Annotated in this window: 26 protein-coding genes; 14 read left to right on the top strand and 12 right to left on the bottom strand. The window is 64.3% G+C overall.

Annotated elements, in window-relative coordinates; translation table 11 throughout:
* Nucleotides 1-2 precede the first annotated feature (2 nt).
* The 4 genes from BB28_RS17120 to BB28_RS17105 form a co-directional block, all read right to left on the bottom strand.
* Nucleotides 3-452 (bottom strand): pyrimidine dimer DNA glycosylase/endonuclease V, encoded by a 450-nt coding sequence (locus tag BB28_RS17120; protein WP_046254366.1) that lies wholly within the window; start codon nt 450-452, stop codon nt 3-5.
* Nucleotides 453-500: 48 nt separating this feature from the next.
* Nucleotides 501-1,388 (bottom strand): SDR family NAD(P)-dependent oxidoreductase, encoded by an 888-nt coding sequence (locus BB28_RS17115; protein WP_046254365.1) that lies wholly within the window; start codon nt 1,386-1,388, stop codon nt 501-503.
* Between the two features lie 235 nt (nt 1,389-1,623).
* Entirely contained in the window at nt 1,624-1,815 is a 192-nt protein-coding gene (locus BB28_RS25265; RefSeq protein WP_046254364.1) for a PASTA domain-containing protein, read from the bottom strand.
* Nucleotides 1,816-1,934: 119 nt separating this feature from the next.
* The gene (locus BB28_RS17105) at nt 1,935-3,473 is read right to left on the bottom strand and encodes an acyl-CoA synthetase (RefSeq protein WP_046254363.1); all 1,539 of its coding nucleotides are present in this window, start codon (nt 3,471-3,473) and stop codon (nt 1,935-1,937) included.
* A 142-nt stretch (nt 3,474-3,615) separates the two neighbouring features.
* Here BB28_RS17105 and BB28_RS25375 point away from each other — a divergent pair, with 142 nt between their 5' ends.
* The 5 genes from BB28_RS25375 (at nt 3,616) to BB28_RS17085 (ending at nt 7,793) form a co-directional block, all read left to right on the top strand.
* Nucleotides 3,616-3,771, top strand: coding sequence for a hypothetical protein (locus BB28_RS25375; protein WP_046254362.1), 156 nt, complete (start codon nt 3,616-3,618; stop codon nt 3,769-3,771).
* Nucleotides 3,772-3,775: 4 nt separating this feature from the next.
* Nucleotides 3,776-4,906, top strand: coding sequence for a YeiH family protein (locus BB28_RS17100; protein WP_046254361.1), 1,131 nt, complete (start codon nt 3,776-3,778; stop codon nt 4,904-4,906).
* Between the two features lie 108 nt (nt 4,907-5,014).
* Nucleotides 5,015-6,340, top strand: coding sequence for a cytosine permease (locus BB28_RS17095; protein ID WP_046254360.1), 1,326 nt, complete (start codon nt 5,015-5,017; stop codon nt 6,338-6,340).
* Nucleotides 6,337-7,014 (top strand): biuret amidohydrolase, encoded by a 678-nt coding sequence (biuH, locus tag BB28_RS17090; RefSeq protein ID WP_046254359.1) that lies wholly within the window; start codon nt 6,337-6,339, stop codon nt 7,012-7,014. Before BB28_RS17095 ends, biuH begins: the two co-directional genes overlap by 4 nt.
* Before the next feature lie 59 nt (nt 7,015-7,073).
* Nucleotides 7,074-7,793 (top strand): DUF2275 domain-containing protein, encoded by a 720-nt coding sequence (locus BB28_RS17085; protein ID WP_046254358.1) that lies wholly within the window; start codon nt 7,074-7,076, stop codon nt 7,791-7,793.
* Here the strand turns inward: BB28_RS17085 and BB28_RS17080 are convergent.
* On the bottom strand, nt 7,782-9,182 hold the full coding sequence (locus BB28_RS17080; protein WP_046254357.1) for a PepSY-associated TM helix domain-containing protein: 1,401 nt from the start codon (nt 9,180-9,182) through the stop codon (nt 7,782-7,784). The two genes, BB28_RS17085 and BB28_RS17080, sit on opposite strands and share 12 nt — an antisense overlap.
* Before the next feature lie 76 nt (nt 9,183-9,258).
* Between BB28_RS17080 and sigC the strand changes: the two genes are divergently transcribed.
* The gene (gene sigC / locus BB28_RS17075; protein WP_030097060.1) at nt 9,259-9,810 is read left to right on the top strand and encodes an RNA polymerase sigma factor SigC; all 552 of its coding nucleotides are present in this window, start codon (nt 9,259-9,261) and stop codon (nt 9,808-9,810) included.
* Here sigC and BB28_RS17070 read toward each other — a convergent pair.
* Nucleotides 9,807-10,298, bottom strand: a complete 492-nt coding sequence (locus BB28_RS17070; RefSeq protein WP_046254356.1) for an SRPBCC family protein — start codon at nt 10,296-10,298, stop codon at nt 9,807-9,809. The genes sigC and BB28_RS17070 overlap by 4 nt on opposite strands.
* A 32-nt stretch (nt 10,299-10,330) precedes the next feature.
* Between BB28_RS17070 and BB28_RS17065 the strand changes: the two genes are divergently transcribed.
* Entirely contained in the window at nt 10,331-11,347 is a 1,017-nt protein-coding gene (locus BB28_RS17065) for an LLM class flavin-dependent oxidoreductase (protein WP_046255932.1), read from the top strand.
* On the opposite strand, the gene BB28_RS17060 is transcribed toward BB28_RS17065, so the two are convergent.
* Complete coding sequence (locus BB28_RS17060) at nt 11,344-12,006, bottom strand: NAD(P)H-binding protein (RefSeq protein ID WP_046254355.1); 663 nt, start codon at nt 12,004-12,006, stop codon at nt 11,344-11,346. The genes BB28_RS17065 and BB28_RS17060 overlap by 4 nt on opposite strands.
* A gap of 125 nt (nt 12,007-12,131) precedes the next feature.
* Here BB28_RS17060 and BB28_RS17055 point away from each other — a divergent pair, with 125 nt between their 5' ends.
* Both BB28_RS17055 and BB28_RS17050 read left to right on the top strand, forming a co-directional pair.
* Nucleotides 12,132-13,133, top strand: coding sequence for a CobW family GTP-binding protein (locus tag BB28_RS17055; RefSeq protein ID WP_046254354.1), 1,002 nt, complete (start codon nt 12,132-12,134; stop codon nt 13,131-13,133).
* 155 nt (nt 13,134-13,288) lie between these two features.
* On the top strand, nt 13,289-13,747 hold the full coding sequence (locus BB28_RS17050; protein WP_046254353.1) for a 2-isopropylmalate synthase: 459 nt from the start codon (nt 13,289-13,291) through the stop codon (nt 13,745-13,747).
* Between the two features lie 12 nt (nt 13,748-13,759).
* Here BB28_RS17050 and BB28_RS17045 read toward each other — a convergent pair whose 3' ends face one another.
* Nucleotides 13,760-15,238, bottom strand: coding sequence for a cytochrome P450 (locus BB28_RS17045; RefSeq protein ID WP_046254352.1), 1,479 nt, complete (start codon nt 15,236-15,238; stop codon nt 13,760-13,762).
* 116 nt (nt 15,239-15,354) lie between these two features.
* Here BB28_RS17045 and BB28_RS17040 point away from each other — a divergent pair, with 116 nt between their 5' ends.
* Complete coding sequence (locus tag BB28_RS17040) at nt 15,355-15,978, top strand: TetR/AcrR family transcriptional regulator (protein ID WP_030097069.1); 624 nt, start codon at nt 15,355-15,357, stop codon at nt 15,976-15,978.
* Here BB28_RS17040 and BB28_RS17035 read toward each other — a convergent pair.
* Nucleotides 15,949-16,824, bottom strand: a complete 876-nt coding sequence (locus BB28_RS17035) for a DUF4349 domain-containing protein (RefSeq protein ID WP_046255931.1) — start codon at nt 16,822-16,824, stop codon at nt 15,949-15,951. The two genes, BB28_RS17040 and BB28_RS17035, sit on opposite strands and share 30 nt — an antisense overlap.
* 137 nt (nt 16,825-16,961) lie before the next feature.
* Here BB28_RS17035 and BB28_RS17030 point away from each other — a divergent pair, with 137 nt between their 5' ends.
* The gene (locus tag BB28_RS17030) at nt 16,962-17,846 is read left to right on the top strand and encodes an SDR family oxidoreductase (RefSeq protein WP_046254351.1); all 885 of its coding nucleotides are present in this window, start codon (nt 16,962-16,964) and stop codon (nt 17,844-17,846) included.
* On the opposite strand, the gene nadE is transcribed toward BB28_RS17030, so the two are convergent.
* Nucleotides 17,843-18,664, bottom strand: a complete 822-nt coding sequence (nadE, locus tag BB28_RS17025; RefSeq protein ID WP_046254350.1) for an ammonia-dependent NAD(+) synthetase — start codon at nt 18,662-18,664, stop codon at nt 17,843-17,845. The genes BB28_RS17030 and nadE overlap by 4 nt on opposite strands.
* 22 nt (nt 18,665-18,686) lie before the next feature.
* Complete coding sequence (locus BB28_RS17020; protein ID WP_046254349.1) at nt 18,687-19,301, bottom strand: TetR/AcrR family transcriptional regulator; 615 nt, start codon at nt 19,299-19,301, stop codon at nt 18,687-18,689.
* Between the two features lie 131 nt (nt 19,302-19,432).
* On the opposite strand from BB28_RS17020, the gene BB28_RS17015 reads away from it, so the two are divergent.
* Complete coding sequence (locus tag BB28_RS17015) at nt 19,433-19,960, top strand: NAD(P)H-dependent oxidoreductase (RefSeq protein WP_046255930.1); 528 nt, start codon at nt 19,433-19,435, stop codon at nt 19,958-19,960.
* A 77-nt stretch (nt 19,961-20,037) separates the two neighbouring features.
* On the opposite strand, the gene BB28_RS17010 is transcribed toward BB28_RS17015, so the two are convergent.
* A complete protein-coding gene (locus BB28_RS17010; RefSeq protein WP_046254348.1) occupies nt 20,038-21,330 on the bottom strand; it encodes an MFS transporter in 1,293 nt (430 codons plus the stop codon).
* A gap of 630 nt (nt 21,331-21,960) precedes the next feature.
* Here BB28_RS17010 and BB28_RS17005 point away from each other — a divergent pair.
* Together BB28_RS17005 and nrdI are read left to right on the top strand one after the other, a co-directional pair.
* Nucleotides 21,961-22,203 carry a redoxin NrdH gene (locus tag BB28_RS17005; RefSeq protein WP_046254347.1) on the top strand — a complete coding sequence of 81 codons (243 nt, stop codon included), beginning with the start codon at nt 21,961-21,963 and terminating at the stop codon, nt 22,201-22,203.
* Between the two features lie 28 nt (nt 22,204-22,231).
* Complete coding sequence (gene nrdI / locus BB28_RS17000; protein WP_046254346.1) at nt 22,232-22,672, top strand: class Ib ribonucleoside-diphosphate reductase assembly flavoprotein NrdI; 441 nt, start codon at nt 22,232-22,234, stop codon at nt 22,670-22,672.
* Nucleotides 22,673-22,693 lie beyond the last annotated feature (21 nt).

The raw sequence follows: 22,693 nt of genomic DNA, 5'->3' as shown, positions 1-22,693 counted from the left end.
ACTCACCCGGGGTAGGCGGGCAATACCTTCTCCCAGTTTTCGATGTCGCCGCGCACCGGGCGAAAGAGCGGATGCGGGCGCAGCCGCATGGGACTATCGGTCGCTAGAAGGTCCGGGTTACGTTGCGCCAGTTTGGTGTCCAACAGCCAGCGTTCGTAGGCGAGTTGCCCGCGATGAACGTCGATCAACGGTTCGAACGCGGCCGCAGGAAAACCGATGAGCCCACGGTTGAACCGATATCCGCGTTGGTCGGCCTCATTGGCGAGGCCGACCAGGTAGACGCCAATGGCGGCAACTGGCTGTGCCAACGATGCGAACCGGTCCAGCTGCGGGTGGTTGCGGTATCCGCGGGTGCCTCCCTGCAGAACCTTCTGCGCCAAGAGCGTTTCCCGCCAGCACGCGACCAGCCCCTTGGCATCGAGATTGCACGGATGTAGAGACCACAGTCGCATGCCTTCTCTGTACCTGACATCGGCGATGGCGGCCGCGCAGACACGGTGCTACAGGTTCACCAACTCGCGTGACCGCTGCCAGAGTTCCTCTTGTGCGTGCTGGTTGGAGCGGATCCGGACGGCGGGCAGTACGCCCAGGCCCGGGGTCGACGTGAAGAACTGCCCGCTGATTGTCGCGAGGTTGTCATCGAGCACCAGCCGAATCCCCATCCGGGCTCCCTGGTCGGGGCGCCGCACGAACGGTGTGCGTGCGGCCAGGCCCGCCGCAGCGGTGAGGATGCGGCTGTCCCGAACCAGTCCAGTCGAGACCATGCCCGGGCAGAAGCAGTTGACCGTCACCCCGCTGCCCTCCAGCCGCCGCGCGAGTTCCTGGGTGAACAGGATGTTCATCAACTTGGACTGTCCGTACCGGACCTCGGAGCCAATGGCGTTGTAGGAGCGCGGTTCTGCGAATCGGTCCAAGTTGATGCGCGGCCATGATCGGTGTGCCTCGGATGCGGTGATGACGATGCGCGCGTGATCCGCGGCGATGATCGGCTCCAACAACAGGTTGGTCAGCAGAAATGGTCCGAGGTGGTTGGTCGCCGTCATCAGATCAAAGCCGTCCACGCTGGGCTTGCTCGACAGGGAATGGATGCCGGCGTTGTTCACCAGGGTGTCGATCCGGGGGTGTGTCGCGGCGATCTCGCGGGCCGCTGCCCGCACCGAGTCCAGGTCGGCGAGGTCTGCCTGGATGTACTCCGGTGCGGTGATCGCCCCGTTCTCGGCCGCCAGCTCCCGGATCGTGTCGGCTGCCTTGACGGGGTCGCGCGCCACCAGCGTGAGTAGCGCCCCGCGCCGCACCAGCGCACGGGCAATTTCCTTCCCGATCCCGTTGGTGGCACCGGTGATGACGATCCGGGAACCGGCGATGGGGCGATCTGGATATGTGGCCATGATCCTCCTCGGTGAGTGAACTCGGTGTATTCAGATGCTGACGGTATGTGAATATCGTGAGCATTGCAATGGGTGTGCTGCCGTGTCAAGGACACAGATGCGGAAGAGGGTGGCGCGAACTCGACGTCACGATGCGGCACGGGAGGAACACGGGCCTCATTGGCGCGTGTGTCGGACCGCACGTTCACTCAAGACGGGATCGACCCGTGAGCGTTTTGAATAGTGTTGCTGGACTTTAGATTCCGAAAGTCAGCGTGATCTTCGCGCCCGGTTCAAGATGTGCACCAGCGGCGGGATCTTGCGCGACGATCCGGGATTTCTGTTGGGAATCATCCACGGGGACCTCTTTGGTCGTGACGCTCACTCGACCCAGCTTGCGCAGAACCGGCTTCACGTCGGTCCACTGCAAGCCGACGAGCTGGGGCATGACGCCCGGTTGAATCACCGGAACGGTTGCACTCGATGGGCTTGACGGCCCTTCTGGGGTGGCGGGTGTCGAACACCCTGCGAGCAGCCCCCCGGCAATGCAGATCGCGGCCACCGTTCTCATCGAGCCCCTTCCCAATACTTCTGGCGCAAAAGTCCTTTGGCGAGCTTACCGGTGGGGGTACGCGGAAGGGTGTCGGTGAAGTCAAAGCTGCGGGGAACTTTGTATCGGGCAATGCGTTCGCGCAGGAATTCCGTCAGCTCGGCGGCCAGCGTGTCCTGGTCGGCCGAGGGGTCGGCGGGCTGCACCACGGCCTTGACCGCCTCGCCCATCTCGGAATCGGGCACTCCGATCACCGCAACGTCCAACACCTGGGGGTGTAGTGCCAGGGAGTTCTCGATCTCCTGGGGGTAGATGTTGACGCCGCCGGAGATGATCATGAATGCCTTGCGGTCGGTCAGAAAGAGGAATCCGTCGTCGTCGACGTATCCGATATCGCCCGTCGTCGTCCAGGTATCGTGTTCGGGATGGCAAGCACTGCGGGTCTTTTCGTCGTCATTATGATAGGCGAAGGGTCGTTCCTCGCGTTCGAAGTACACCAGCCCGGCCTCGCCGGTTTGCAGCTCTGTACCTTCCTCATCGCAGATGTGCAGCACGCCCAGCGCCGGGCTGCCGACAGAGCCCGGTCGCTTGAGCCAGTTCTCGCAGTCGATGAATGTGACGCCGTTGCCTTCGGTCGAGGAGTAGTACTCGTAGAGGATCGGCCCCCACCAGTCGATCATCGAATGCTTCACCTGGACCGGGCATGGCGCGGCGGCATGGATCGCGACCTTCAAAGACGAAGTATCGTGCCGCAGCCGGGTTTCCTTGGGCAGCTTCAGCATTCGCACGAACATTGTGGGTACCCATTGGCTGTGGGTGATCCGGTACTTCTCGATGGCCGCCAAGGCGTCATCGGCATCGAAGCGTTCCATCACCACGGCGGTGCCGCCCATCGACTGCACAAAGCCGCAGAACCGCAAGGGTGCGGCGTGATAGATCGGTGCCGGCGACAGGTACACGGTGTCGGCGTCGAATCCGTAGAGATGAGCGAAGAGCATCGCGAACGGATTTGGTTCGTCGACCTGCCGATCCATGAGGGGAACCTTGATGCCTTTGGGGCGTCCGGTGGTTCCCGAGGAATACAGCATGTCCGATCCCGCGGGCTGCGAGGGCAGTGGTTCGTCGGCGGCGCCGGCCAGGGCGTCCTCGTATGAGCCGTACCCGGGTACCTCGCCGCCGAACGCGAGACGCTGCGTGACCGCCGGAATATCGTCGAGAATTGCCACGGCCTGTTCGCGCACACCGGCGGCGACCACGAGTGCTGTTGAACCTGAGTCGTTGACGATGTAGCTGACCTCTGCGGGGGCCAGATGGTGATTGACCGACGTGATGTAGAGGCCCGAACGCAATGCGGCCCAGTACACAACGAACACCTCGGGGACGTTGTCGCTGAGCAATGCCACATGATCGCCCTTGCGCAGTCCGGTGTCATACCAGTACCGGGCCAGCCGCCTGGATTGCTCGTCCAATTGTCCGTAGGTGAGAGTGGCTCCGGAGCCTGCCATGATGACGGCGGGCTTGTCGGGGAACTGGGCGGCGTGGGCACCTGGGTACACGGACGAAGACCTTCCGACGGCGTTGTCTGCGGGCGCCGTCGACTGTACTTGACGGGTGTCAAGTTCGATCCCGGGCCCCGCCTCGATTCAATACGAGCGGATGTCTTGTGAGCCTGGTGGCACGCCACGAAGATTCTGGTCCGTGACCGACGAACAGTCCGGCGCCCCGGCACCTACCGAGGGTCAGCCCACAACCTCCCTCATCGCGCGCATCGGCGTCGACTGGTGGGCAACCATCATCGCCGGTGTGATCGCCCTACTCGCGGTGGCCAATGTGCTGCCCACGATTCCGTGGTGACCCGATGACGTCAAAGACCGAGACGCAGAACGCCGACGAGGCGTACGAAAACCCCGAAGCGAGCTTCACCTCTACGCGGCCACTGGACTACGTTCCGGGCATCTTGCTGCTCATCGGTGTGGGCTTGCTGGGCAAGTACGCGCAGATTTGGTGGAAGGACCTCGCCAAGGCGCAGCACTGGACCGTCCCCGACATCGAATATGTGTTGTGGGCCATCGTGATCGGTCTGTTGATCACCAACACCATCGGGTTGCACCGCATCTTCCGGCCGGGCGTGCAGACATACGAGTTCTGGCTCAAGATCGGCATCGTCGCGCTGGGCGCGCGCTTCGTGCTGGGGGATGTCCTCAAGCTGGGCGGCACCAGCCTGGTGCAGATCCTGATCGACATGACGGTGGCGGGCACCATCATTCTGTTGGCGGCCAAGTGGTTTGGTCTGAGCGGAAAGCTGGGTTCGCTACTGGCGATCGGTACCTCGATCTGCGGGGTGTCGGCCATCATCGCGGCCAAGGGCGCTATCCGTGCGCGCAATTCGGATGTCAGCTATGCCATCGCGTCCATCCTCGCGCTGGGTGCGGTGGCGCTGTTCACCCTTCCGGCGATCGGCCACGGGCTCGGACTCACCGACTACGAGTTCGGCCTTTGGGCGGGCTTGGCCGTCGACAACACCGCAGAGACGGTGGCGACCGGGCGCCTGTACTCCGAGCACGCCGGTGACATTGCGACAGTCGTCAAGTCCACGCGCAACGCGCTCATTGGCTTCGTGGTGCTCGGGTTCGCGTTGTACTGGGCGGCCCGCGGTGAGGCCGAGACCCTCGCACCCGGGATCAAGGCCAAGGCGGCCTTCGTATGGGACAAGTTCCCCAAGTTCGTTCTCGGGTTCCTGGCGGTGTCCACCGTCGTCACCCTTGGATGGCTGACCAAGGGGCAGGTCAACAACCTGGTCAACGTGTCCAAGTGGGCGTTTCTGCTGACCTTCGCCGGAGTCGGACTGAACACCAACTTCCGGGAGATCGCCCGCAGCGGCTGGCGTCCTCTGGTGGTCGCGGTGATCGGTTTGGTTGTGGTAGCGGCGGTGTCACTGGGCCTCGTTCTGCTGACCTCACGGGTGTTCGGCTGGGGAGCGCACGTATAGACCTGTGCCCGCAGAGATCTGGAGGCATCCACGCGCGCGGTGCGTCGTCACGCGCGCGTAACCGGGACGGACTGCGTAGGCAACATTGCGTGAGCATCCTGTGCGTCGATGTCCACAGAAGTCGCTGCCTCAGCAGATGTCGGCGTAATCCCCGTAGATGCGCCCGAATCCGGGGCCGCCGAGTATGAGAACGAGCCTGTTCCACCCCATTCGCGACGAAGTCTGACCTCTGTCGCCGCGGTGTGGCTCGGATTCCCGATGATCCTGACCTGCGCGGTGTTCGGCGGTCTGATCGTCTACTCGGTGGGATTCTGGCGCGGCATGTTGGCGATCGCATTGGGGAACGCGGTGCTGACCGGCTACGTGGGCGCCTTGAGCTACCTGGCCGGCAAGACCGGAAAGAACTTCGCGCTCACCGCGATCGGGACGTTCGGGCGACGCGGATACCGCGTGGTCTGTGCGTTCCTGGCAACCGTGGTGCTCGGCTGGTTCGCGTTTCAGACGGGTCTCACCGGCTCGGTGTTGGCAGGCAGCGCCGGATGGGACGCGCGGTGGACTGCTCTTGCTGCGGGTATCGGCTATGTGGCGGTGACGCTGGTCGGTATCCGGGCGCTATCGCTGATCGGTCTCGTCGCTGCTCCGTTGTATCTGCTGCTCGGCGGAGTGGCAATTGTTCTGGCCCTGCGGAATTCGACGCTATCAGACGCCTTTGGGTACGGCGGGGCAGCGGGCGCGACCGCGATGAGCATGGGAGCCGCGGTGACGTTGGTGGTCGCCTGTTTCATCGATTCGGGGAGCATGACCGCGGACTTCACGCGATGGTCACGCAATGGGCGACAAGGCTTTTGGGCGTCGTTCGCGGCTTTCCCGCTGGGCAACAGCATCGCGATGGTGATCGGCGGCGTGATCGTGGCGCTGGGTGCCGCCCGTGCCCCCGCGACGAACGGTGGGAACTTCCTTGGTGCGCTGATCGATGCGGGTGGCTGGCTGGTGCCGGTATCCATCGCATTCGTCTTCGTCAACCTGGGATCGGTGTGCACGCATTGCCTGTACAACGGCGCGGTGGGGTGGAGCCAGCTCACCGGCCACAAGATGCGATTGCTCGCGGTACTGCTGGGCGCAGTGGGGGTGTTGTCGGCGGTGCTCGGGGTGTGGTCGCATTTCGAGCAGTGGCTGACCCTGTTGGGCGTTGTGGTCCCGCCGATCGGGACCGTGCTGATCCTCGATCAGTTGGTGCTGCCGCGATACGGAATGGGTGTGCGCGAATCGGCCGTTCGGTGGGAATCCTTCGGGGCATGGGCGGCGGGTGCGGTGTCGGCGTTGGCCACGCACCTGTGGGCGCCACAGCTTTCAGATGCTCTCGTGGGCATCGGCACCGCTGCGCTGGTCTATGTCGCGGCGCGGCGCATCGTTCAGCAGGGAGCGGCGGTATGACGCGACAGGTCGATGCGCAACCGTATTCGTGGCCGTTCGACGGTCCCGTGGACCCCGAACACACCGCGGTGCTGTGCATCGACTGGCAGGTCGACTTCTGCGGTCCCGGCGGATACGTCGACACCATGGGTTATGACCTGTCACTCACGCGGGCGGGGCTGGCGCCGACGGCTCGTGTGCTCGGTGCGGCGCGCGCGGCCGGCATGACCGTCATCCATACCCGTGAGGGTCATCGGCCGGACCTGTCCGACCTTCCAGCGAACAAGCGGTGGCGCTCGGCCCGGATCGGCGCGGAGATCGGTGTGGCGGGCCCCTGCGGACGAATCCTGGTGCAGGGGGAGCCGGGGTGGCAGATCGTGCCGGAGGTCGCCCCGCTGCCGGGTGAGCCCGTCATCGACAAACCCGGCAAGGGGGCGTTCTATGCGACCGACCTCGATTTGGTGTTACGCACCCGCGGCATTCGATACATCGTGCTGACGGGCATCACGACAGATGTGTGCGTGCACACCACCATGCGCGAGGCCAACGATCGCGGTTTCGAATGCCTCATCCTGTCGGACTGCACCGGCGCGACCGATCCCGGAAATCACGTGGCCGCGCTCAAGATGGTGACCATGCAGGGCGGGGTGTTCGGTGCGGTTGCCGATTCGAATCAGCTGCTCGCGGCGTTTTAGGCACCGGCAGATCAGGGGGTCTTTACACCCAACGTCACGCGATAGGCGACGATGGAGGGGTGAACTGTCAGGAAGTGCGCGAGCAGCTGTCGGCGTGGGTCGACGGTGAGCAGGCAAGCGTTGCGCGCAAGCGTCTGGATGAGCATGTGCTCTCCTGCGCGTCCTGCCGGGAATGGCTGGGGCTGGCGCGCGGGCTGGAACGTCAGTTCGCCTACGCGCGTTCGGCTCCGACTCACGACCTGACCGGGCAGATTCTGGCTGCCGCTGCTGTCGAACCCCTGACCCGCACGGCCCGTTACGCACACTGGGCCCGTCACAACATCAACCGGTGCGCTTTGGTGCTCATCGGGTTGCTCCAACTGGGAGTGGCCGGTATGCAGGTCGCCGGAATCGACTTCGGGATGGTGTCTTCGCATCACCACGGTGCGATGACCGGAGCTCACCTCATGAACGAATCAACCGCCTGGGTGGTGGCGCTCGGTGTGGCCATGGTGATCGCCGGTGTCCGTCCCGCCGCCGCGGCCGGAATGGCAACGGTGCTGGGCGCATTCGCGCTCGTACTCACCGGATACGTCATCAATGACGCCGTCAATGACCAGGTCACGCTGGCCCGGATCGTCAGTCACTCGCCGGTGCTACTCGGATTGATCTTCGCGCTGCTGGTCCTGCGCGATTACCGCGCGGGTCGTACACCGCCCAATCAGCATCGCGCGGTGTTCCTGGATGAAGTGGCTGCCGGGGAGCGGCATCTGCGCTCCACCGACAACTCAGCCGCCTGAGGCTCCGGCGTGACGGCCGGCCACGAATCCCCACACGAGGTCGATGGCGAGGAACGCCGCCAGTGAGATTCCCAGCAGCGGTGTGAACCAACCGATGGCGATCACCAGCAGGGCAAGGGCCACCAGCTCGAGGGGCTTGAGCGCGAGCAGGCCACCCCGCTTCGGCGGCACCGGCAGGCGCCCGCTTCTGGTCGGGCGTCTGCGCCACCACATCAGGTAGCCGCGGGTAATGACGGTGATTAGCCCAATGACGATGAGCGCCACGAGGATCTGATTCGGGATGCCGAACAGGATGCCCATATGGCCGTCGATCGCCCATTCGGTCGATTTCTGCAGCAGTGACCAGTCGGAGAAGTTACTTCGCCCGGTGATCTGTCCGTTCGAGGGGTTCACCGTGATGGTGTCCAGCTGCGTGGGGAGATCGCGCTTGCGCTCGGCTACCAGCCAGGCCGTATTGGGCTCCGGCGGTGGTGTCATCCACAGCGGGCCGCGCAGCCCGGCCTCGTGCACCGTCTGCAGCACCTTGTCGGCGCCAGCCAGCGGCGTTCCTATCGACATCGGGGCGGCGCCATGATGTTCATGCCCGGTCATGGGCTTGGCGGCCGCCGGATCGAGTTCGGTGGACAGCGCCGGCCGGATGGCCTGGGTGATGTTGCCGATATTGGTGCCGGCGTACCGCGACCAGGTGAGCCCTGTTACCGAAAGCGCCAGCAGCCCAACGATTATCCAGACTCCCACGGCGCCGTGCCAGGTCAATCTGCGTCGGCGTGGGGTGGCATCGCGGTCGGGGAGTGCGACCCTGCTCAGCCGTGCGGTGCGGCGGCGATAGCCGATCCACAGGAACAGGCCGCCGAGGGCCACCACCCACAACCAGCTGGCGGCGAGCTCGCTGTAGTTGCGCCCGAACGCGCCCAGATGCAGGTTCCGGTGAAGTTCGTCGAACCAGGCACGCACCGGCAACCACTCGCCATAGGTGGTCAACGTCCCCCGGATCTGGCCGTTGTACGGGTCGACGAACACGGTGCGTGAGTAGTCCGCAGGCACGTCCTCGGTGGCGAAGACGATCCGCGTGGAGTCATCGGGGCGTGCTGGCGGCCGGATGGACGTCACCGTCCCTGCCGGTTGTGCCGCGGTGGCTGCCGCCACCTGTTGTGAGAGTGGCAGCTGCTGGGACCCCACCGAATCGACTTTGAGTTCATGGCGGTACACGGCGGCGTCGACCTGCCCTACCAGCGCATAGGCGAGCCCAGTGAGCGCTGCGACCAGAAGGAATGGCCCAACGAGGAGCCCCGCATAGAAGTGCAGACGCAGTACGATCGGTGCGAATCGCGCCCACGCGGTGTCGGGCTGGGACTCGCGGGCCTCGGGCCGATCCTCGGTATATGTCACGGGATATTGGTCGGATGAACCGGTTAAAGAGTTCCCGCTGTTCACCTCCGAACGTCTACGACATAGAGTAGGACTCGTGGCCACCGGCACCGACGACGATCAGCTGCTTGAACTTGCGCTGTCCGCCGGTCGTGGCGACCAATCCGCACTCGAATCTCTGGTCAAAGCGACCCAGGCCGATGTATGGCGATTTGTCGCCTACCTGGCCGATACCGGTGTCGCGGACGATCTCACTCAGGAGACCTACCTGAGGGCACTCGGCGCACTCCCGCGCTTCGCCGGACGCTCGACAGTGCGCACCTGGCTGCTGTCGATTGCGCGCCGGGTGGTCGCCGACCATATTCGCCACCTGAAGTCGCGGCCGCGAATTGCGCATGGAGCCGATCTGGAAGAGGCCTCGCTGCGCCGCCCGACGCACCGGTTCGAGGAGTTGGTGGAGCTCAAGGCACTTCTCGCCGCGCTCGACGATGACCGACGTGAGGCATTGGTGCTGACTCAGGTTGTCGGTCTGTCCTATGCCGAAACCGCCGACGTGTGCGGCTGTGCGATCGGCACCATCCGCTCTCGTGTGGCCCGTGCCCGAGACGAGCTGATCGGCTGGGCAGAGCCCGACGATATGACGGGCTAACGCGACAAGCGTTCGGCGATCTCCTGGAGGTTGGCCTCCATTCCCACCCGCCAGTCCTGCAAGCGGCGTGACACGATGCGTGCTTCCTTGTCGGGCATCGCCTCGATGGCGGGCGTCAGTCCCGAAGGGCCTGGACCGAGGCGTCCCCACTGCCGGACGATGATTCCGTCGCTTGCCGGCTCGACCTCGAAACCCCAACTCGCCGCATACGTGCCGCCGTCGGAGAGCACGTTCCACACCCAGCGAGACTCGGGCTCCACTTCGGTGATCACCGAGATGGTTTCCCATTCGCTGCCATCGCCACCGTTGGTGCCCTTGAACCGTGCACCGACCGCAACCTGGTCGGCATCATCGAGCCACTGGACATTGATGAGCTCGCCCGTGCAGTAGGTGGGGAAGGCGATATCGGTGACGAGTGCCCACGCCTCCGCTACGGTCCCCGACATCCGTTGTGACACTTCGATAGTGGGGCAGTCCCGGTATCGCATAGGCTGATCTTACTTATGTGATGGAGGACCGGATGCGTATTGGTGTGACGATCGAGCCGCGACTGCCGGGCGCCGCCGACTTTGCCCGGAGCGCGGAGCAGTTGGGTGTCGCCTCGCTGTGGGTGCCCGAGGTGTGGGGATATGACGCCCTGACGGGGCTTGCCTATCTGGCGGCCCGCACCGAGACCATTGGGCTGGGCACCTTCGTGGTCCAGCTCGGGTCGCGCTCGCCGGCGATGCTGGCGACCTCGGCGCTGAGCATTCAACAGCTTTCCGGTGGTCGCTTCCTCCTGGGCGTGGGCGCCTCCGGACCGCAGGTGATGGAGGGTTGGCATGGTGTGCGCTTCGCCAAGCCGGTCCAGACCACCCGGGAGACCATCGACATTGTGCGGATGGTGGCGCGGGGGGAGCGCCTTCAGTATGAGGGACAGGTGTACACGCTGCCGTTACCGGGGAGCGCTGGAAAACCCTTGCGGCCCTTGGTGGCATCGCAGAATGTGCCCGTGTACATCGCAGCCATGGGTCCGGCGAACCTGGCGCTCACCGGTGAGCTTGCCGACGGCTGGCTCGGTAACTCCTTCATCCCGGAACTCGCCGAGGTATTTCTTGGCCCCATCCGTGACGCGGCGGTGTCGGCCGGGCGGCAGCTGGGCGATATCGATCTGGTGGCGCCGGTTGCTCTTGAGTTCGCTGATACCGCCAGCGATGCTGCTGCCGCGGTCAGGCGTCACGCCGCCGGCTATGCATTCACCATCGGCGCGATGGGGGCTTCCGGGCGAAACTTCTACAACGAGGCATTCACTCGGCTGGGATACGGAGAGGGTGTTCGTGCGGTCGAATCACTCTGGCGCGCGGGCGATCGCGATGCAGCCCGCGATGCCGTCCCCGACGATCTGGGTCGTCTCACGAACCTCGTGGGCACCGACGAGATGATTGGCGAGCGGCTGGAACGCTATCGTGCCGCGGGCATCTCGACTCTGCTAGTCAAGCTCGACACGCCATTCGACGATCAGCTGCGGGCGCTCGATCGCCTCTTCTCTCTGCTCTAGAGCGCCGCTACCGCACTGGTGATCGGGGTAGCGCCCTCGGTGAGGAAGAGGATGTCGTGCACCGCGTTCGGCGCGGTCAGCAGTTCGGCCACCACAGCCGCGACATCGGCGCGGGGAACGGATCCACGCTCGATCGCGCTGGCCGACAATGTAACTGATCCAGTGGGGCTCTCATCGGTGAGCAGGCCGGGGCGCAGGATGGTCCAGTCCAGGGCGCTGCGGACGCGCAGGTCTTCCTCGGCGGCCGTCTTCGCGATCACATAGGCGATCCATGACTTGTCACCCTCGGTGGGCGCGGGCTCACCAGCGCCAAAAGCGCTGATCTGAATGAAGCGGCGTACCCGTGCGCGCTCCGCGGCATCGGCGAGCAGCACGGCGGCGGCACGGTCCACGGTGTCCTTGCGCGCCGCCCCGCTGCCCGGTCCGGCTCCGGCGGCGAAGACGGCGGCGTCCGCTCCGGCCAGCGCATCGGCGACTGTGCTCACGTCGGCCGATTCCAGGTCGAGGAGCAGCGGATCCCCACCCCACGCCCGGATGTCGGCGGCATGGTCGGGATTGCGGATCAGCGCGACTGCGGTGTCGCCGCGCTTCGCCAGTAAGCGGATTAGGTGCGCGGCAATCTGTCCGTGGCCACCGGCGATAACGACTTTCTGCGGCATGGTGTTCCTCTCGTGAGTCCACGACCGATAACTCCGACGGTAGTAGGGGCATTCCCGCTCGACCGGTACCTGGTCGGCCTTCTTGCCTACACTGATGGTGTGCGGAGAAGTGTCGAGAACGCAGCTTGATCCCGGTCACCATCGTCTCCGGATTTCTGGGCGCCGGTAAGACGACACTGCTGAACAACCTGTTGCGTAACACGTTGGGTGTGCGAATCGGCGTGGTGGTCAACGACTTCGGTGCCATCAATATCGATGCCATGCTGGTCGCCGGTCAGGTCGACTCCACCATGACGATGTCCAACGGATGTCTGTGCTGTGCCGCTGATGATGACGAATTGGGCGGCATGCTGACCACTCTCGCGGGCCGCGATATCGACGCCATCGTCATCGAGGCGAGCGGACTGGCCGAACCGTTGCCCTTGGTGCGCATGGTGCTCGCGGCGGCGGCCGACGACCACCGGATCGGCTACGGGGGGCTGGTCACCGTGGTCGACACCGCGCAATACGAGGATGTCGTGGCCCGGCACCCGGAGATCGTGCAGCACCTGTCGCTGGCGGATCTGGTGGTCCTCAACAAGATTGACCTGGCCGATGCCGCGGAGCGCACCCACCTGCGTGCCGTCGTCAAGGAACGCAACCTGCGTGCGTCGATCGTGGAGACCACCGGCGCGGACGTCGATCCCCGACTGCTGTTCGACAAGAAGGACCGCCCGGAGCCGATCGGTCAGCTCTCGCTGGAGGACCTCATTCGCGAGGACCACAGCCACCATGAGCACGCCCACCATCACTACGAGACGGTGGAGTTCGCCACCGAGCGGTCTTTACATCCGCGGCGCCTCATCGAGTTCCTCGACAGTCAGCCCGCCGGTGTGTATCGCATCAAGGGTGTGGTGCGGCTCGGCGACAAGACCCTCGCCGTGCACACCGTGGGCGATCACATCAGCATCGAGAAGATGGCCAGGGCGCCCAGGCGCACGGAGTTCTCGTCGGGGGCGAGTTTGGTGCTCATCGGCACGCACCTGGACGGTGACACCATCACCGAACGCCTGCATGCCCTCGTCGACGATCCGCCGGACCCCGATCCGGAACGGTCGATGCTGGTCCTGGGAAAGTATTTGCGCTAATCAGACGCCACGTCTACTGTTGCTTCTCGTGCTGTACTTCTCCGGTCAACTCGTAGTAGCAACCCGCAGCGGGGTCTGATCCAGACCGACCCCTCGCTGTGGGTCGAAGCTACTACCTGTCGGTCACTTTCCCTTTCGGATGAAAGACCGGACACATGCACTCCTCAACAACAATTTCCGATCCGTCAACGGCTCACGATCCGTTCCTGGACCGCTTCGGCGTCCCACTGCCGCGCGGCCTGCGTGAAGAGGCCGGCGAGATGTCCTGGGCCTCGTTCTGTCAGACCTATGAGCGCAGTGGAGGTTCATTGCGGCTAGGCCAATGGTCGGAAGCAGACGGCATTTACCAGGCGACGCTCGCGATCGGTGAGTGCATCGAATCGTCGACGGCCGCGGCGTGCGGGCCCATGGCGGCCCTGACCGCCATGCTGTCCGAGCGCGGGATACGGATGGAGACGCTCAGCTTCCACCAGCTGCACGACGGCGATCAGACTTTTACCTTTGTGCGTGGCACCAACGGAGCCAGCACCGCCTGGGCAATGGGACGCGCGCATGATGCCATCGCGTCATCGCTCAGGGCGGTCACCGCCTGTGCCAATCGTCTGGCCTGCTGACGCCCCGTCGGGTTAGTGCAAGGGGCGCAGGACGATGGGCATGCCGTCGATCGGCAGCGGCATACCGGCGTAGTCCCACTTGGCTTCGTAGTTGGGATGGGCCAGCTCAAACCGGTAGCGGCGTAACAGCCGGTGCATGACGGCCTTGATCTCCAGCTGGCCGAACACCATGCCGATGCACTTGTGCGCACCCCCGCCGAACGGTGAGAACGCGTACCGGTGCCGTTTGTGCTCGTTGCGCGGTTCGGCGAAACGGTCGGGGTCGAACTTGTCCGGATCGGTCCACAGCTCGGGGAGCCGGTGGTTCATGCCCGGCCAGATGTTGATCATGGTCCCGGCCGGGATGTGGAACCCGAGTAGGTCGGTATCGCGCACCGCGGACCGGATGTTGAACGGCAGCGGCGTCACAAGGCGCAGCGCCTCGTTCATCACCAGGTCGAGGCTCTCCAGCTTCTCCAGCGAGTCGATGTCCAGCGGACCGTCGCCGAGTCGGTCCGACTCTTCCCGAACCCGTTCTTGCCATTCGGGATTCGCGGCCAGGTAGTAAGCCATTGTGGTGGTCGTCGACGTCGTGGTGTCGTGCGCGGCCATCATCAGGAAGATCATGTGGTTGACGATGTCGGTGTCCGTGAAGGCGTCGCCCTCGTCGGTCTCGGCGTGGCACAGCGCCGTCAACATGTCTGCGCCCGAGTCTTTTTGGCGCGCAATGCTGACCCGCTCGGCAAAGTACTCCTCGAGCAGCTTGCGTCCCTGCAACCCCTGCCACCATTTGAACGGGGGCAGACCGAAGCGGAAGATGGCGCCGCCGGCGCGGGTGGTCGCTACAAACGCTTTGTTGACCTTCTCGAGCCGCTCGTGTTGTGAATGTGGCTCGTTGCCCATGAAGACCACCGACGCGACGTCGAGGGTGAGTTCCTTGATGGCCGGGTAGAACAGGAACCTGCTGTCGTTGGTTGGCCACTGGGCGACGATCTCGTTCGCGACTGAGTCGATCTGTTCCACATAGCCGGCCAGACGGCTGCGCAGAAATGCCTGCTGCATGATCAGTCGGTGTTCGCGGTGTTCCTGGAAGTCCAGGAGCATCAGTCCGCGGCTGAAGAATGGTCCGATGACCGGAACCCAGCCTTGCTGGGAGAAGTCTTTGTTCGCATTGCTGAACACCGCCTGGGTGGCGTCGGGACCCAGCGCTGCGACGATCTTGCCGATGGGCGTCTGTGACCAGCTGACCGGGCCGCGCTCCTGGTACATGTTGAGTACCCAGTCGATGCCGCCGCGGAACATCTCGATCATGTGCCCGAGCATCGGCAAGCCCTGGTCGCCCATCACCGGCTTCAGGCCGCTTCCGGGTGGTGGCGGAGCCAGCTCGCTCAGTGGCCAGTCCCGATTGTTGAGGTAATTCTCGACGTATGCCATCCCCGGAAGGGTGTTCATGGTGGGAAGACGTCGTTTGGCCTGGTCGATGAGGTAATCGGTGCTGCTGATCGTCGCCATGGGGCGTGGCTCCTTCGCTCGCGACGAGCACATCGGTGTGCTCCAGATCATCTTCGCCACAGGACTTGACGGGTGTCAAGTTCTGTTCATACGGTATTTCAGTGCAAACTGTGCAGGTGGTCAGTCCAGCGCGTAGTGGCACGCAGACCCGTGGCGATCGCCAGCGGGACGCGATCATGACGGCTGTCGCCGAGCTCATCGCGGAAAACCACAGCTTTGCCGACCTTTCGGTCAGCGCCATCAGTGAGCGGGCCGGGGTCGGCCGGTCCGGGTTCTACTTCTACTTCGACAGCAAGTACTCAGTGCTGGCGCAGATGGTGGGCGATGCGTTCGCTGAACTCGACGAGCTCACCGACTACTTCGCGCCGCGTGGTGAGAAGGAGACGCCCGAACAGTTCGCCAACCGCATGGTGGGCAGCGCCGCCGCGTCCTTCGCGCATAACGACCCGTTGATGAAGGCGTGTCAGGAGGCGCGGATCACCGATCCGACGATCGCCGGTCTGCTCGATGATCTCACCGATGTCGTCATCGAGAAGATCATCAAGATCGCCGAGATCGAGGTGAATGAGCGTGGTGCCCAGCCAATCTCGGATGACCTGCCCGCATTGGTGCGATCGCTGGTGGCACTGACCGCGTCGACTGTGTCGGGCGACAGCTCGTTCGTCGGCCGCAACGTAGACCCCGCGCGGGCGCTCGGGGTTATCGAGACCCTATGGCGTGTCAGCCTTTTGGGGCGCTAACTGTGCCGTCTCTGATCGGCGCCGCAATACCGTGCGGCGAACGCCGTAACCGATTGCGCCCAGGACCGTAAGCGCGCCGAGCCAGGGCAGGAGTAGTCCGAAGAGCAGCAGCACACTGTTACCCGCCGATACGAGCCCGTCCCAGCCGCGCTCGATCTGTCCGAAGAACCCCTGATATTTGGGCGGTGTCGGCGGGAGGCCGACTTCTTCGGCCACGAATGTCACGGTGACCGAGCTGTAGGCGACTTGCTCCCCGAGTTGGTTGCGCTGCGCGCGCAGGCTGTCGAGGTCGGCCTGACGCTTGGACAATTCGGTCTCGGCCTGGATCAGGGCTTCGGTGTCTTTGGAGTCCCGCATGATGACCAGCAGCCTGTCGACGGAGGTTTGCAGGGCAGTGATTCTGGCATCCAGGTCGACCCGTTGGGCGGTCACGTCATCGCTCTTGGTGTCAGCGGACTTAACCTTGCCCAGCTCCTTGAGTTCACGAAGAACACCGTCGAGTTTGGCGGCGGGGATGCGCAGCACGATTGAGGTGCGTGCGCGGGCGGCCCCCGATCCGGCGTCCTCCGAACGGCTCTCCACCCGGCCATTGGCGGATTCGGCGAGGCCGGCCGCTTTGTCGGCAGCCTCGGACGGGCTGGAGACGGTGATGGTCATGGTTCCGGTCTTGACGATGTCTCGTTTGGCCTCGATCGGCGGTCCGTGCTGCGGGGCCTGTTGCATCGAGTCGCGAAGCGGGGCCGCCGGGAGTTGTGTGTAGGTGGGCGCCGCGGTGGCGGGGTAGCCGCCTTCCTGGGGCGCTTCAGACCGGGGGTGCGAGCCTCCCGCGCAGGCCGTCGTGGCCATCAGCACTACTGCAATTGTAGTTGCCCAAGGTAACCAACTACGGCGAGATTGCGTGCTATCAATCGTCATCATTCGAAGGTACCGTTTGCTATTGGACCGCGCAGAAATTCAGGATTGACGGCCGGTACGGTTCAGTAATGGCCTATGAATTCACCGGTAAGCGATGCTTCGTCACTGGGGCCGCCAGCGGGATCGGACGGGCCACCGCGCTGCGTCTGGGGCGCGAGGGCGCCGAGCTGTTTTTGACCGATCGCGCCGCCGACGGACTGGAGTCTGTCGTCGAGGAGATCAAAGCCGCCGGAGGGAAGGTCAGCGCCTACCGGGCGCTCGATATCTCCGACTATGACGCGGTGTCCGCCTTCGCGGCCGATATCCTGGCGACCCACCCGAGCATGGATGTCCTGCTCAACATCGCGGGCATTTCGGTGTGGGGATCGGTGGATCGGCTGTCGCATCAGCAGTGGCGCTCGGTGGTCGATATCAACCTGATGGGACCCATCCACGTCATCGAAAGCTTCGTCCCCGCGATGATCAAGGCCCGTAACGGCGGCCAGATCGTGAACGTGTCGTCGGCGGCCGGGCTGGTGGCCTTGCCATGGCATGCCGCCTACAGCGCCAGCAAGTATGGGCTGCGGGGCGTCTCGGAGGTGCTGCGCTTCGATCTGGCTCGGTACAAGATCGGCGTCACGGTGGTTGTACCCGGGGCGGTCAACACCCCGCTGGTACGCACCGTCGACATCGCCGGAGTGGACCGGGACAACCCCGACGTCAGTAAATGGGTGAACCGATTCGTGGGGCATGCCACCTCACCGGAGAAGGTGGCCGAACGGATCCTGCAGGGTGTCCGCCACAACCGCTACCTCGTCTACACCGGGATCGATATCCGCGCGCTGTATCTGTTCAAGCGCACGTTGTGGTGGCCCTACAGCGTGGCGATGCGGCTTGTGAATCTCGCCTTCACGAACGCGCTGCGGCCCGGACTGCAGAAGGCGGGATCGAATCCGCCGCCGTCAGATTCCTAGCGCCACCAGCTGTCGAACGGTGTGACCGGCACGGTGCGCTTGTGCCGGGTCTGTAGGTACCAGCGTTCGATGCGGTCGGCGGCCTCGACGGTGACTGCCTTGCCTTCCAGGTAGTCGTCGATCTGCGCGTAGGTGACGCCAAGCGCGACCTCGTCGGGCAGTGCGGGTCGGTCATCTTCCAGGTCGGCGGTAGGCACCTTGTGGGAGATGCTCTCCGGCGCCCCGAGGTGGGAAAGAATCTGCGCACCTTGGCGTTTGGTGAGTCCAGTGAGCGGGGTGACGTCGACACCGCCATCGCCGAACTTGGTGAAGAATCCCGTGACCGCCTCGGCGGCGTGGTCGGTGCCGACCACGAGGTGCCGGTGCTGACCGGCGACGGCGTACTGGGCGACCATTCGTTCGCGGGCCTTGATGTTGCCGCGGACGAAGTCGGACGGCGTCTCGCCCAGGGCGTCGGTGACCGCGTTGGAAATAGCGTCAGAGGCGTCTTTGACGTTGATGACGATGGAGCGGTCGGGGTCGATAAACCTCAGGGCCACTTGGGCATCGTGCTCGTCGGCCTGCACCCCGTAGGGCAGGCGCACGGCGATGAACTCTGCCTGAACCCCTTCCAGTCGTGACTCCTGCGCCGCCAACTGGCAGAGCCGCCCGGCCAGGGCACTGTCCTGTCCACCGGAGATGCCGAGCACGAATCCCGCTGTCCCGCTGGCCCTTAGATAGTCCTTGAGGAACCCCACCCGTCGCGACACCTCGGCGGCCGGATCGATCGTGGGGGAGACGTCGAGGGCGGACCGGATCTCTTCGCGAAGGGTGCTCATTGCCCGACTGTAGAACGCTGGGTCAGCGTGCGCACACCTTGCACACCAGGTCCTGCCACGCGTCGCCGAGCTGAGCCAGCGACTGGCCGTTGGTGGTGGTGGCGAAGTGCACGTAGCCGGGATCGATGATCGACATCAGGGCATGGGTCTGTGCGTCGAGGTCGCCGGTGCATTCGAGCTGAGCCAGCAGCATCCGGATGTGTGCGCGGACCAGCAGAGTGGGCGGTGCGTTGTGCCAGGCGTCGGCATCGGCAGTGGTGGCGCGGGCGAGGTCGAGGTGCCGTTCCAGGAAGGCGAGTCGCGCTCGTCCGAACGCGATGAGCCGGGTCAGTGGAGGCGCATCGGGCCCCAGCGGCGGTGGACCGAACATGAATGCCTGCTGCTCGATGTGCTCTTCATGGTCCAGCAGGGCCAGCAGCAGCCCGGTGCGGCTGCCGAATCGGCGAAAGAGGGTGCCCTTGCCGACGCCCGCCGCATTGGCGACGGCATCCATGGACATGTTGTCCGGACCGACATCGTCGAGGATCTGACGTGCGGCTTCCAGGAGGCGAACCCGGTTGCGGGTGGCGACGGCACGCTCCCGGGTGGGATTCTGCGCAAGGTCGACAGAAAGCAGGGGTATTTCTTGACCAGGCATAACACCTCGATACTAGCGCCGGGGAAATATACGGACCGCAGTCCGTATTGTAGAACGTGACAGAGAAGCAGGATGTAGGTGCGACAAACGTGCCGCTCTGATGAAAGGTGTTCCCCATGGCAGAGAAGAACGTGCTGGCAATTGTCGGAAGCCTGCGCAAGGCATCGCTCAATCGGCAGCTCGCCGAAGCCGCCGCCGAGAGCGCACCGGCCGGTGTGAGCGTCAACATCTTCGAGGGCCTCGCCGACCTCCCGCATTACAACGAGGACATTGACGGCGACAACGCCCCCGCATCCGTGGAGTCGCTGCGTGCTGCCGTCGCCGATGCCGATGCGGTCCTGCTGGTCAGCCCGGAGAACAACGGCACCGTCTCCAGTGCGCTGAAGAACGCGCTCGACTGGCTGTCCCGCCCGTTCGGCAGCAGCGTCTTCAAGGGCAAGCCCACCGTGGTGATCGGAACGTCGGCCGGAAGGTACGGCGGTATCTGGGCGATTGACGACACCCGGAAGGTGGCCGCCATCGCGACCGCCAACGTCCTTGATGACATCAAGGTGGCCGTGCCGTCCTCGGCCTTCGATGGCAAGCACCCGCGAGAGCACGCCGAAACGGTCGCCGAGCTGACCAAGGCCCTGGACGCATTGACGTCCGTCAACGACTAATTCGCGAAGACATCACTGGCGGTCATGCCCGGTGCCGTGCCGGGTGTGGCTGCCTTTGTCTTCGGGCCTTGGACGATTCAGCTTCTCGATCCGGCCCAGGTTTCTTTCATTGCCGAGACCGACGCGACGCTGATCGCACAAATCACCAGCAGCATCAGCCCGACAGCCCAGTCGCCCAGAGCGTTCTGCAGCGGGCCGGCGATCAATGGCGGGATGGCACCTCCGAAGACGCCGGCCACGTTGAACGCCACACCGGTTCCGCTATAGCGGGTGCCCACGGGGTATGACTCCGGAAGGAAGCTCGCCATCGGCCCGAAGGCGAGGCCGAACAGCACATAGGTGATCGCCATCGCGGCGAGGTAGGCCCAGAATGGTCCGCTGCTTAACAGGGGAGTGACCAGTAACGTCCACGGAAGTATCAGCCCCATGCCGGTCAATATCACCCGGCGCCGGCCAAATCGATCGCTGAGGATTCCGCCGACCGCAGCGGACACCATGAGCACCACGGCCCCGAGCGCGCCTGCGGTGAGGATGGCCGCGCGGGAGAAGTGCAATTCGGATCGGGCGAATCCGGGGAAGTAGGTGTTGGTCATGAAGGACAGCGTGAAAATGATCAGCATCGTCCCGCAGGTGAGCGCCAGCGTGCGAGGGCTCTCTGTAAGCACATGCCGCAGCGGCGATGTGACCAGTTTGTTTTGAGCCTTCGCGTTCACGAATTCGGGTGTCTCGGCGACGTGGAGCCGGATGTACAGGCCGACTGCCACCAAGAGCCCGCTGGCGATGAAGGGTATGCGCCATCCCCACGACAGGAATGCGGGGCTGTTTTCCCCGACCGTGACACTGACGACGAGGAACACCAGGCTGCTGAGCAATAGCCCTGTCGAGCTGCCGATCGGCACAGCGGTCGCGGCGCGGCCACGATCGCGGCTTGGCGAGTATTCGGAGGACAGTAGCGCCGCCCCGCTCCATTCGCCGCCGACCGCGAGGCCCTGCGCGAGGCGCAGCAAGACGATGGCCGTGGGTGCGGCGGCCCCGATGGAGGCGGCGCCGGGAACCAGACCGACCGCCATGGTGGCGAGCCCCATGGTGATCAGCGTGACCACCAGGGTGCCCTTACGGCTGAAGCGATCTCCGTAGTGACCGAACAGCGCGGCACCGAGTGGGCGTGCCAGAAACGCGGTGCTGAAGGTGGCGATGGAGGCGAAGAGCGCCAGAGAATGGCTGAGATTCGGGAAGAACACCGCGGGGAAGACGAGCGCGGCCGCCGTTCCGTAGATATAGAAGTCGTAGAACTCGATGGCCGACCCGACTGCGCTGGCCATGAACACTCTGCGGGGGCTGATGTGCTGCTGCGCAGGGGACGACGTCATCGCGCGGTGATCCGGCTCAGTTCCATGCGTGGCAGCTTAGGGTGCGCGGACGCCGGGTCCTGACGCTGCGGAACATGGCCGGGATGCTCCGGTCCGGCGAACATGTCGGCGTCCGATCAGACCGGGTACCCGGGTACCACTTCTGCGGATGACTCCGTCGCCGACGTGGGACTCTTCCGCTAGATCGGGATCTGTCCCCAGATTCGTCCACAGAACTCCACAGTTTCCACAGACTCGCCAGGCGAAAAGGTTTGCCCGGCGGTAGTCGATCTGCTAGCCGGTGTCGGTGCCCGGTGGTAGACACCACATATGTTCCAGCCATCTCCGAAGGCCTGGACACGCCATGGTTACGACACGCCGGAATTTCAGGGGTGTCAGGTCTCACGACCAGGGAATTTCACGAATGTTGTTCAGAACATCTTGTATGGGTTCCGATTGTCGGACACTAGGTGTAGTGTCTGGAACACCGAAAGGCCGGGAACCACTCCGGGCCGCCCGGCCCGGATTTTCGCCAGATCTTCTGGCTTATCCCGGCGCTCAGCCACCACGGGCGGCGTGGAATTTTCCCGGGTGCTGGACTGCTGAAAACTTTGTTGAGATGTCTATGATCGATTCGCTGAGGAGCTACGCATGAGCATCACCGTCTACACCAAGCCCGCCTGCGTACAGTGCAACGCGACGTACAAGGCCCTCGACAAGCAGGGCATCGAGTACAACATCGTGGACATCACCGAGGTCCCCGAGGCGCGCGATTACGTGATGGCGCTCGGCTACCTGCAGGCGCCCGTGGTGGTGGCCGGTGACGATCACTGGTCGGGTTTCCGTCCGGACCGCATCAAGGCGCTCGCGGGCGCAGTCGCAGTCTCTGCCTAATAAGTAGTAAGTAGTACGGGAGCCGGGCATGGCCCATCTGGTCTATTTCTCCAGCGTGTCGGAGAACACCCACCGCTTCGTCCAGAAGCTGGGTGTTCCCGCCACCCGGATCCCGCTGCGTGGCGATATCCAGGTCGACGACCCCTACGTCCTGATCCTGCCGACTTACGGCGGCGGGCATCCGGTGCCCAGCCAGGCCGGGGGATACGTCCCCAAGCAAGTCATCAAATTTCTCAACAACGAACACAACCGGTCCCTGATCCGCGGGGTCATCGCGGCCGGCAACACCAATTTCGGCGCGGAGTACTGCTACGCGGGCAAGGTCATCTCAGCCAAGTGTGACGTGCCATATCTGTACCGCTTTGAACTCATGGGCACCGCTGAAGACGTGCAGCAGGTGCTGGCTGGACTCGACGAATTCTGGAAGGACACACCGTGGCGCCAACCGCGACAACTGCAGAACCTGTGACCTCTGCGCACGGCTCGGCTC

The organism is Mycobacteroides chelonae CCUG 47445 (assembly GCF_001632805.1).
GTDB classification, from domain to species: domain Bacteria; phylum Actinomycetota; class Actinomycetes; order Mycobacteriales; family Mycobacteriaceae; genus Mycobacterium; species Mycobacterium chelonae.
This window is presented reverse-complemented; position numbering and strand designations above follow the sequence as displayed.

Coding starts and splice junctions, on each gene's coding strand:
- BB28_RS17065 (WP_046255932.1), top strand. CDS start 10,331: ATGCGTATTGGTGTGACGATCGAGCCGCGACTGCCGGGCGCCGCCGAC.
- biuH (WP_046254359.1), top strand. CDS start 6,337: ATGACGCGACAGGTCGATGCGCAACCGTATTCGTGGCCGTTCGACGGT.
- BB28_RS17045 (WP_046254352.1), bottom strand. CDS start 15,238: ATGGCGACGATCAGCAGCACCGATTACCTCATCGACCAGGCCAAACGA.
- BB28_RS17100 (WP_046254361.1), top strand. CDS start 3,776: ATGACGTCAAAGACCGAGACGCAGAACGCCGACGAGGCGTACGAAAAC.
- BB28_RS17020 (WP_046254349.1), bottom strand. CDS start 19,301: ATGCCTGGTCAAGAAATACCCCTGCTTTCTGTCGACCTTGCGCAGAAT.
- BB28_RS17005 (WP_046254347.1), top strand. CDS start 21,961: ATGAGCATCACCGTCTACACCAAGCCCGCCTGCGTACAGTGCAACGCG.
- BB28_RS17050 (WP_046254353.1), top strand. CDS start 13,289: ATGCACTCCTCAACAACAATTTCCGATCCGTCAACGGCTCACGATCCG.
- BB28_RS17060 (WP_046254355.1), bottom strand. CDS start 12,006: ATGCCGCAGAAAGTCGTTATCGCCGGTGGCCACGGACAGATTGCCGCG.
- BB28_RS17010 (WP_046254348.1), bottom strand. CDS start 21,330: ATGACGTCGTCCCCTGCGCAGCAGCACATCAGCCCCCGCAGAGTGTTC.
- nrdI (WP_046254346.1), top strand. CDS start 22,232: ATGGCCCATCTGGTCTATTTCTCCAGCGTGTCGGAGAACACCCACCGC.
- BB28_RS17070 (WP_046254356.1), bottom strand. CDS start 10,298: ATGCGATACCGGGACTGCCCCACTATCGAAGTGTCACAACGGATGTCG.
- BB28_RS25265 (WP_046254364.1), bottom strand. CDS start 1,815: ATGCCCCAGCTCGTCGGCTTGCAGTGGACCGACGTGAAGCCGGTTCTG.
- BB28_RS17120 (WP_046254366.1), bottom strand. CDS start 452: ATGCGACTGTGGTCTCTACATCCGTGCAATCTCGATGCCAAGGGGCTG.
- nadE (WP_046254350.1), bottom strand. CDS start 18,664: ATGAGCACCCTTCGCGAAGAGATCCGGTCCGCCCTCGACGTCTCCCCC.
- BB28_RS17035 (WP_046255931.1), bottom strand. CDS start 16,824: ATGGCCACGACGGCCTGCGCGGGAGGCTCGCACCCCCGGTCTGAAGCG.
- BB28_RS17115 (WP_046254365.1), bottom strand. CDS start 1,388: ATGGCCACATATCCAGATCGCCCCATCGCCGGTTCCCGGATCGTCATC.
- BB28_RS17095 (WP_046254360.1), top strand. CDS start 5,015: ATGTCCACAGAAGTCGCTGCCTCAGCAGATGTCGGCGTAATCCCCGTA.
- BB28_RS17030 (WP_046254351.1), top strand. CDS start 16,962: ATGGCCTATGAATTCACCGGTAAGCGATGCTTCGTCACTGGGGCCGCC.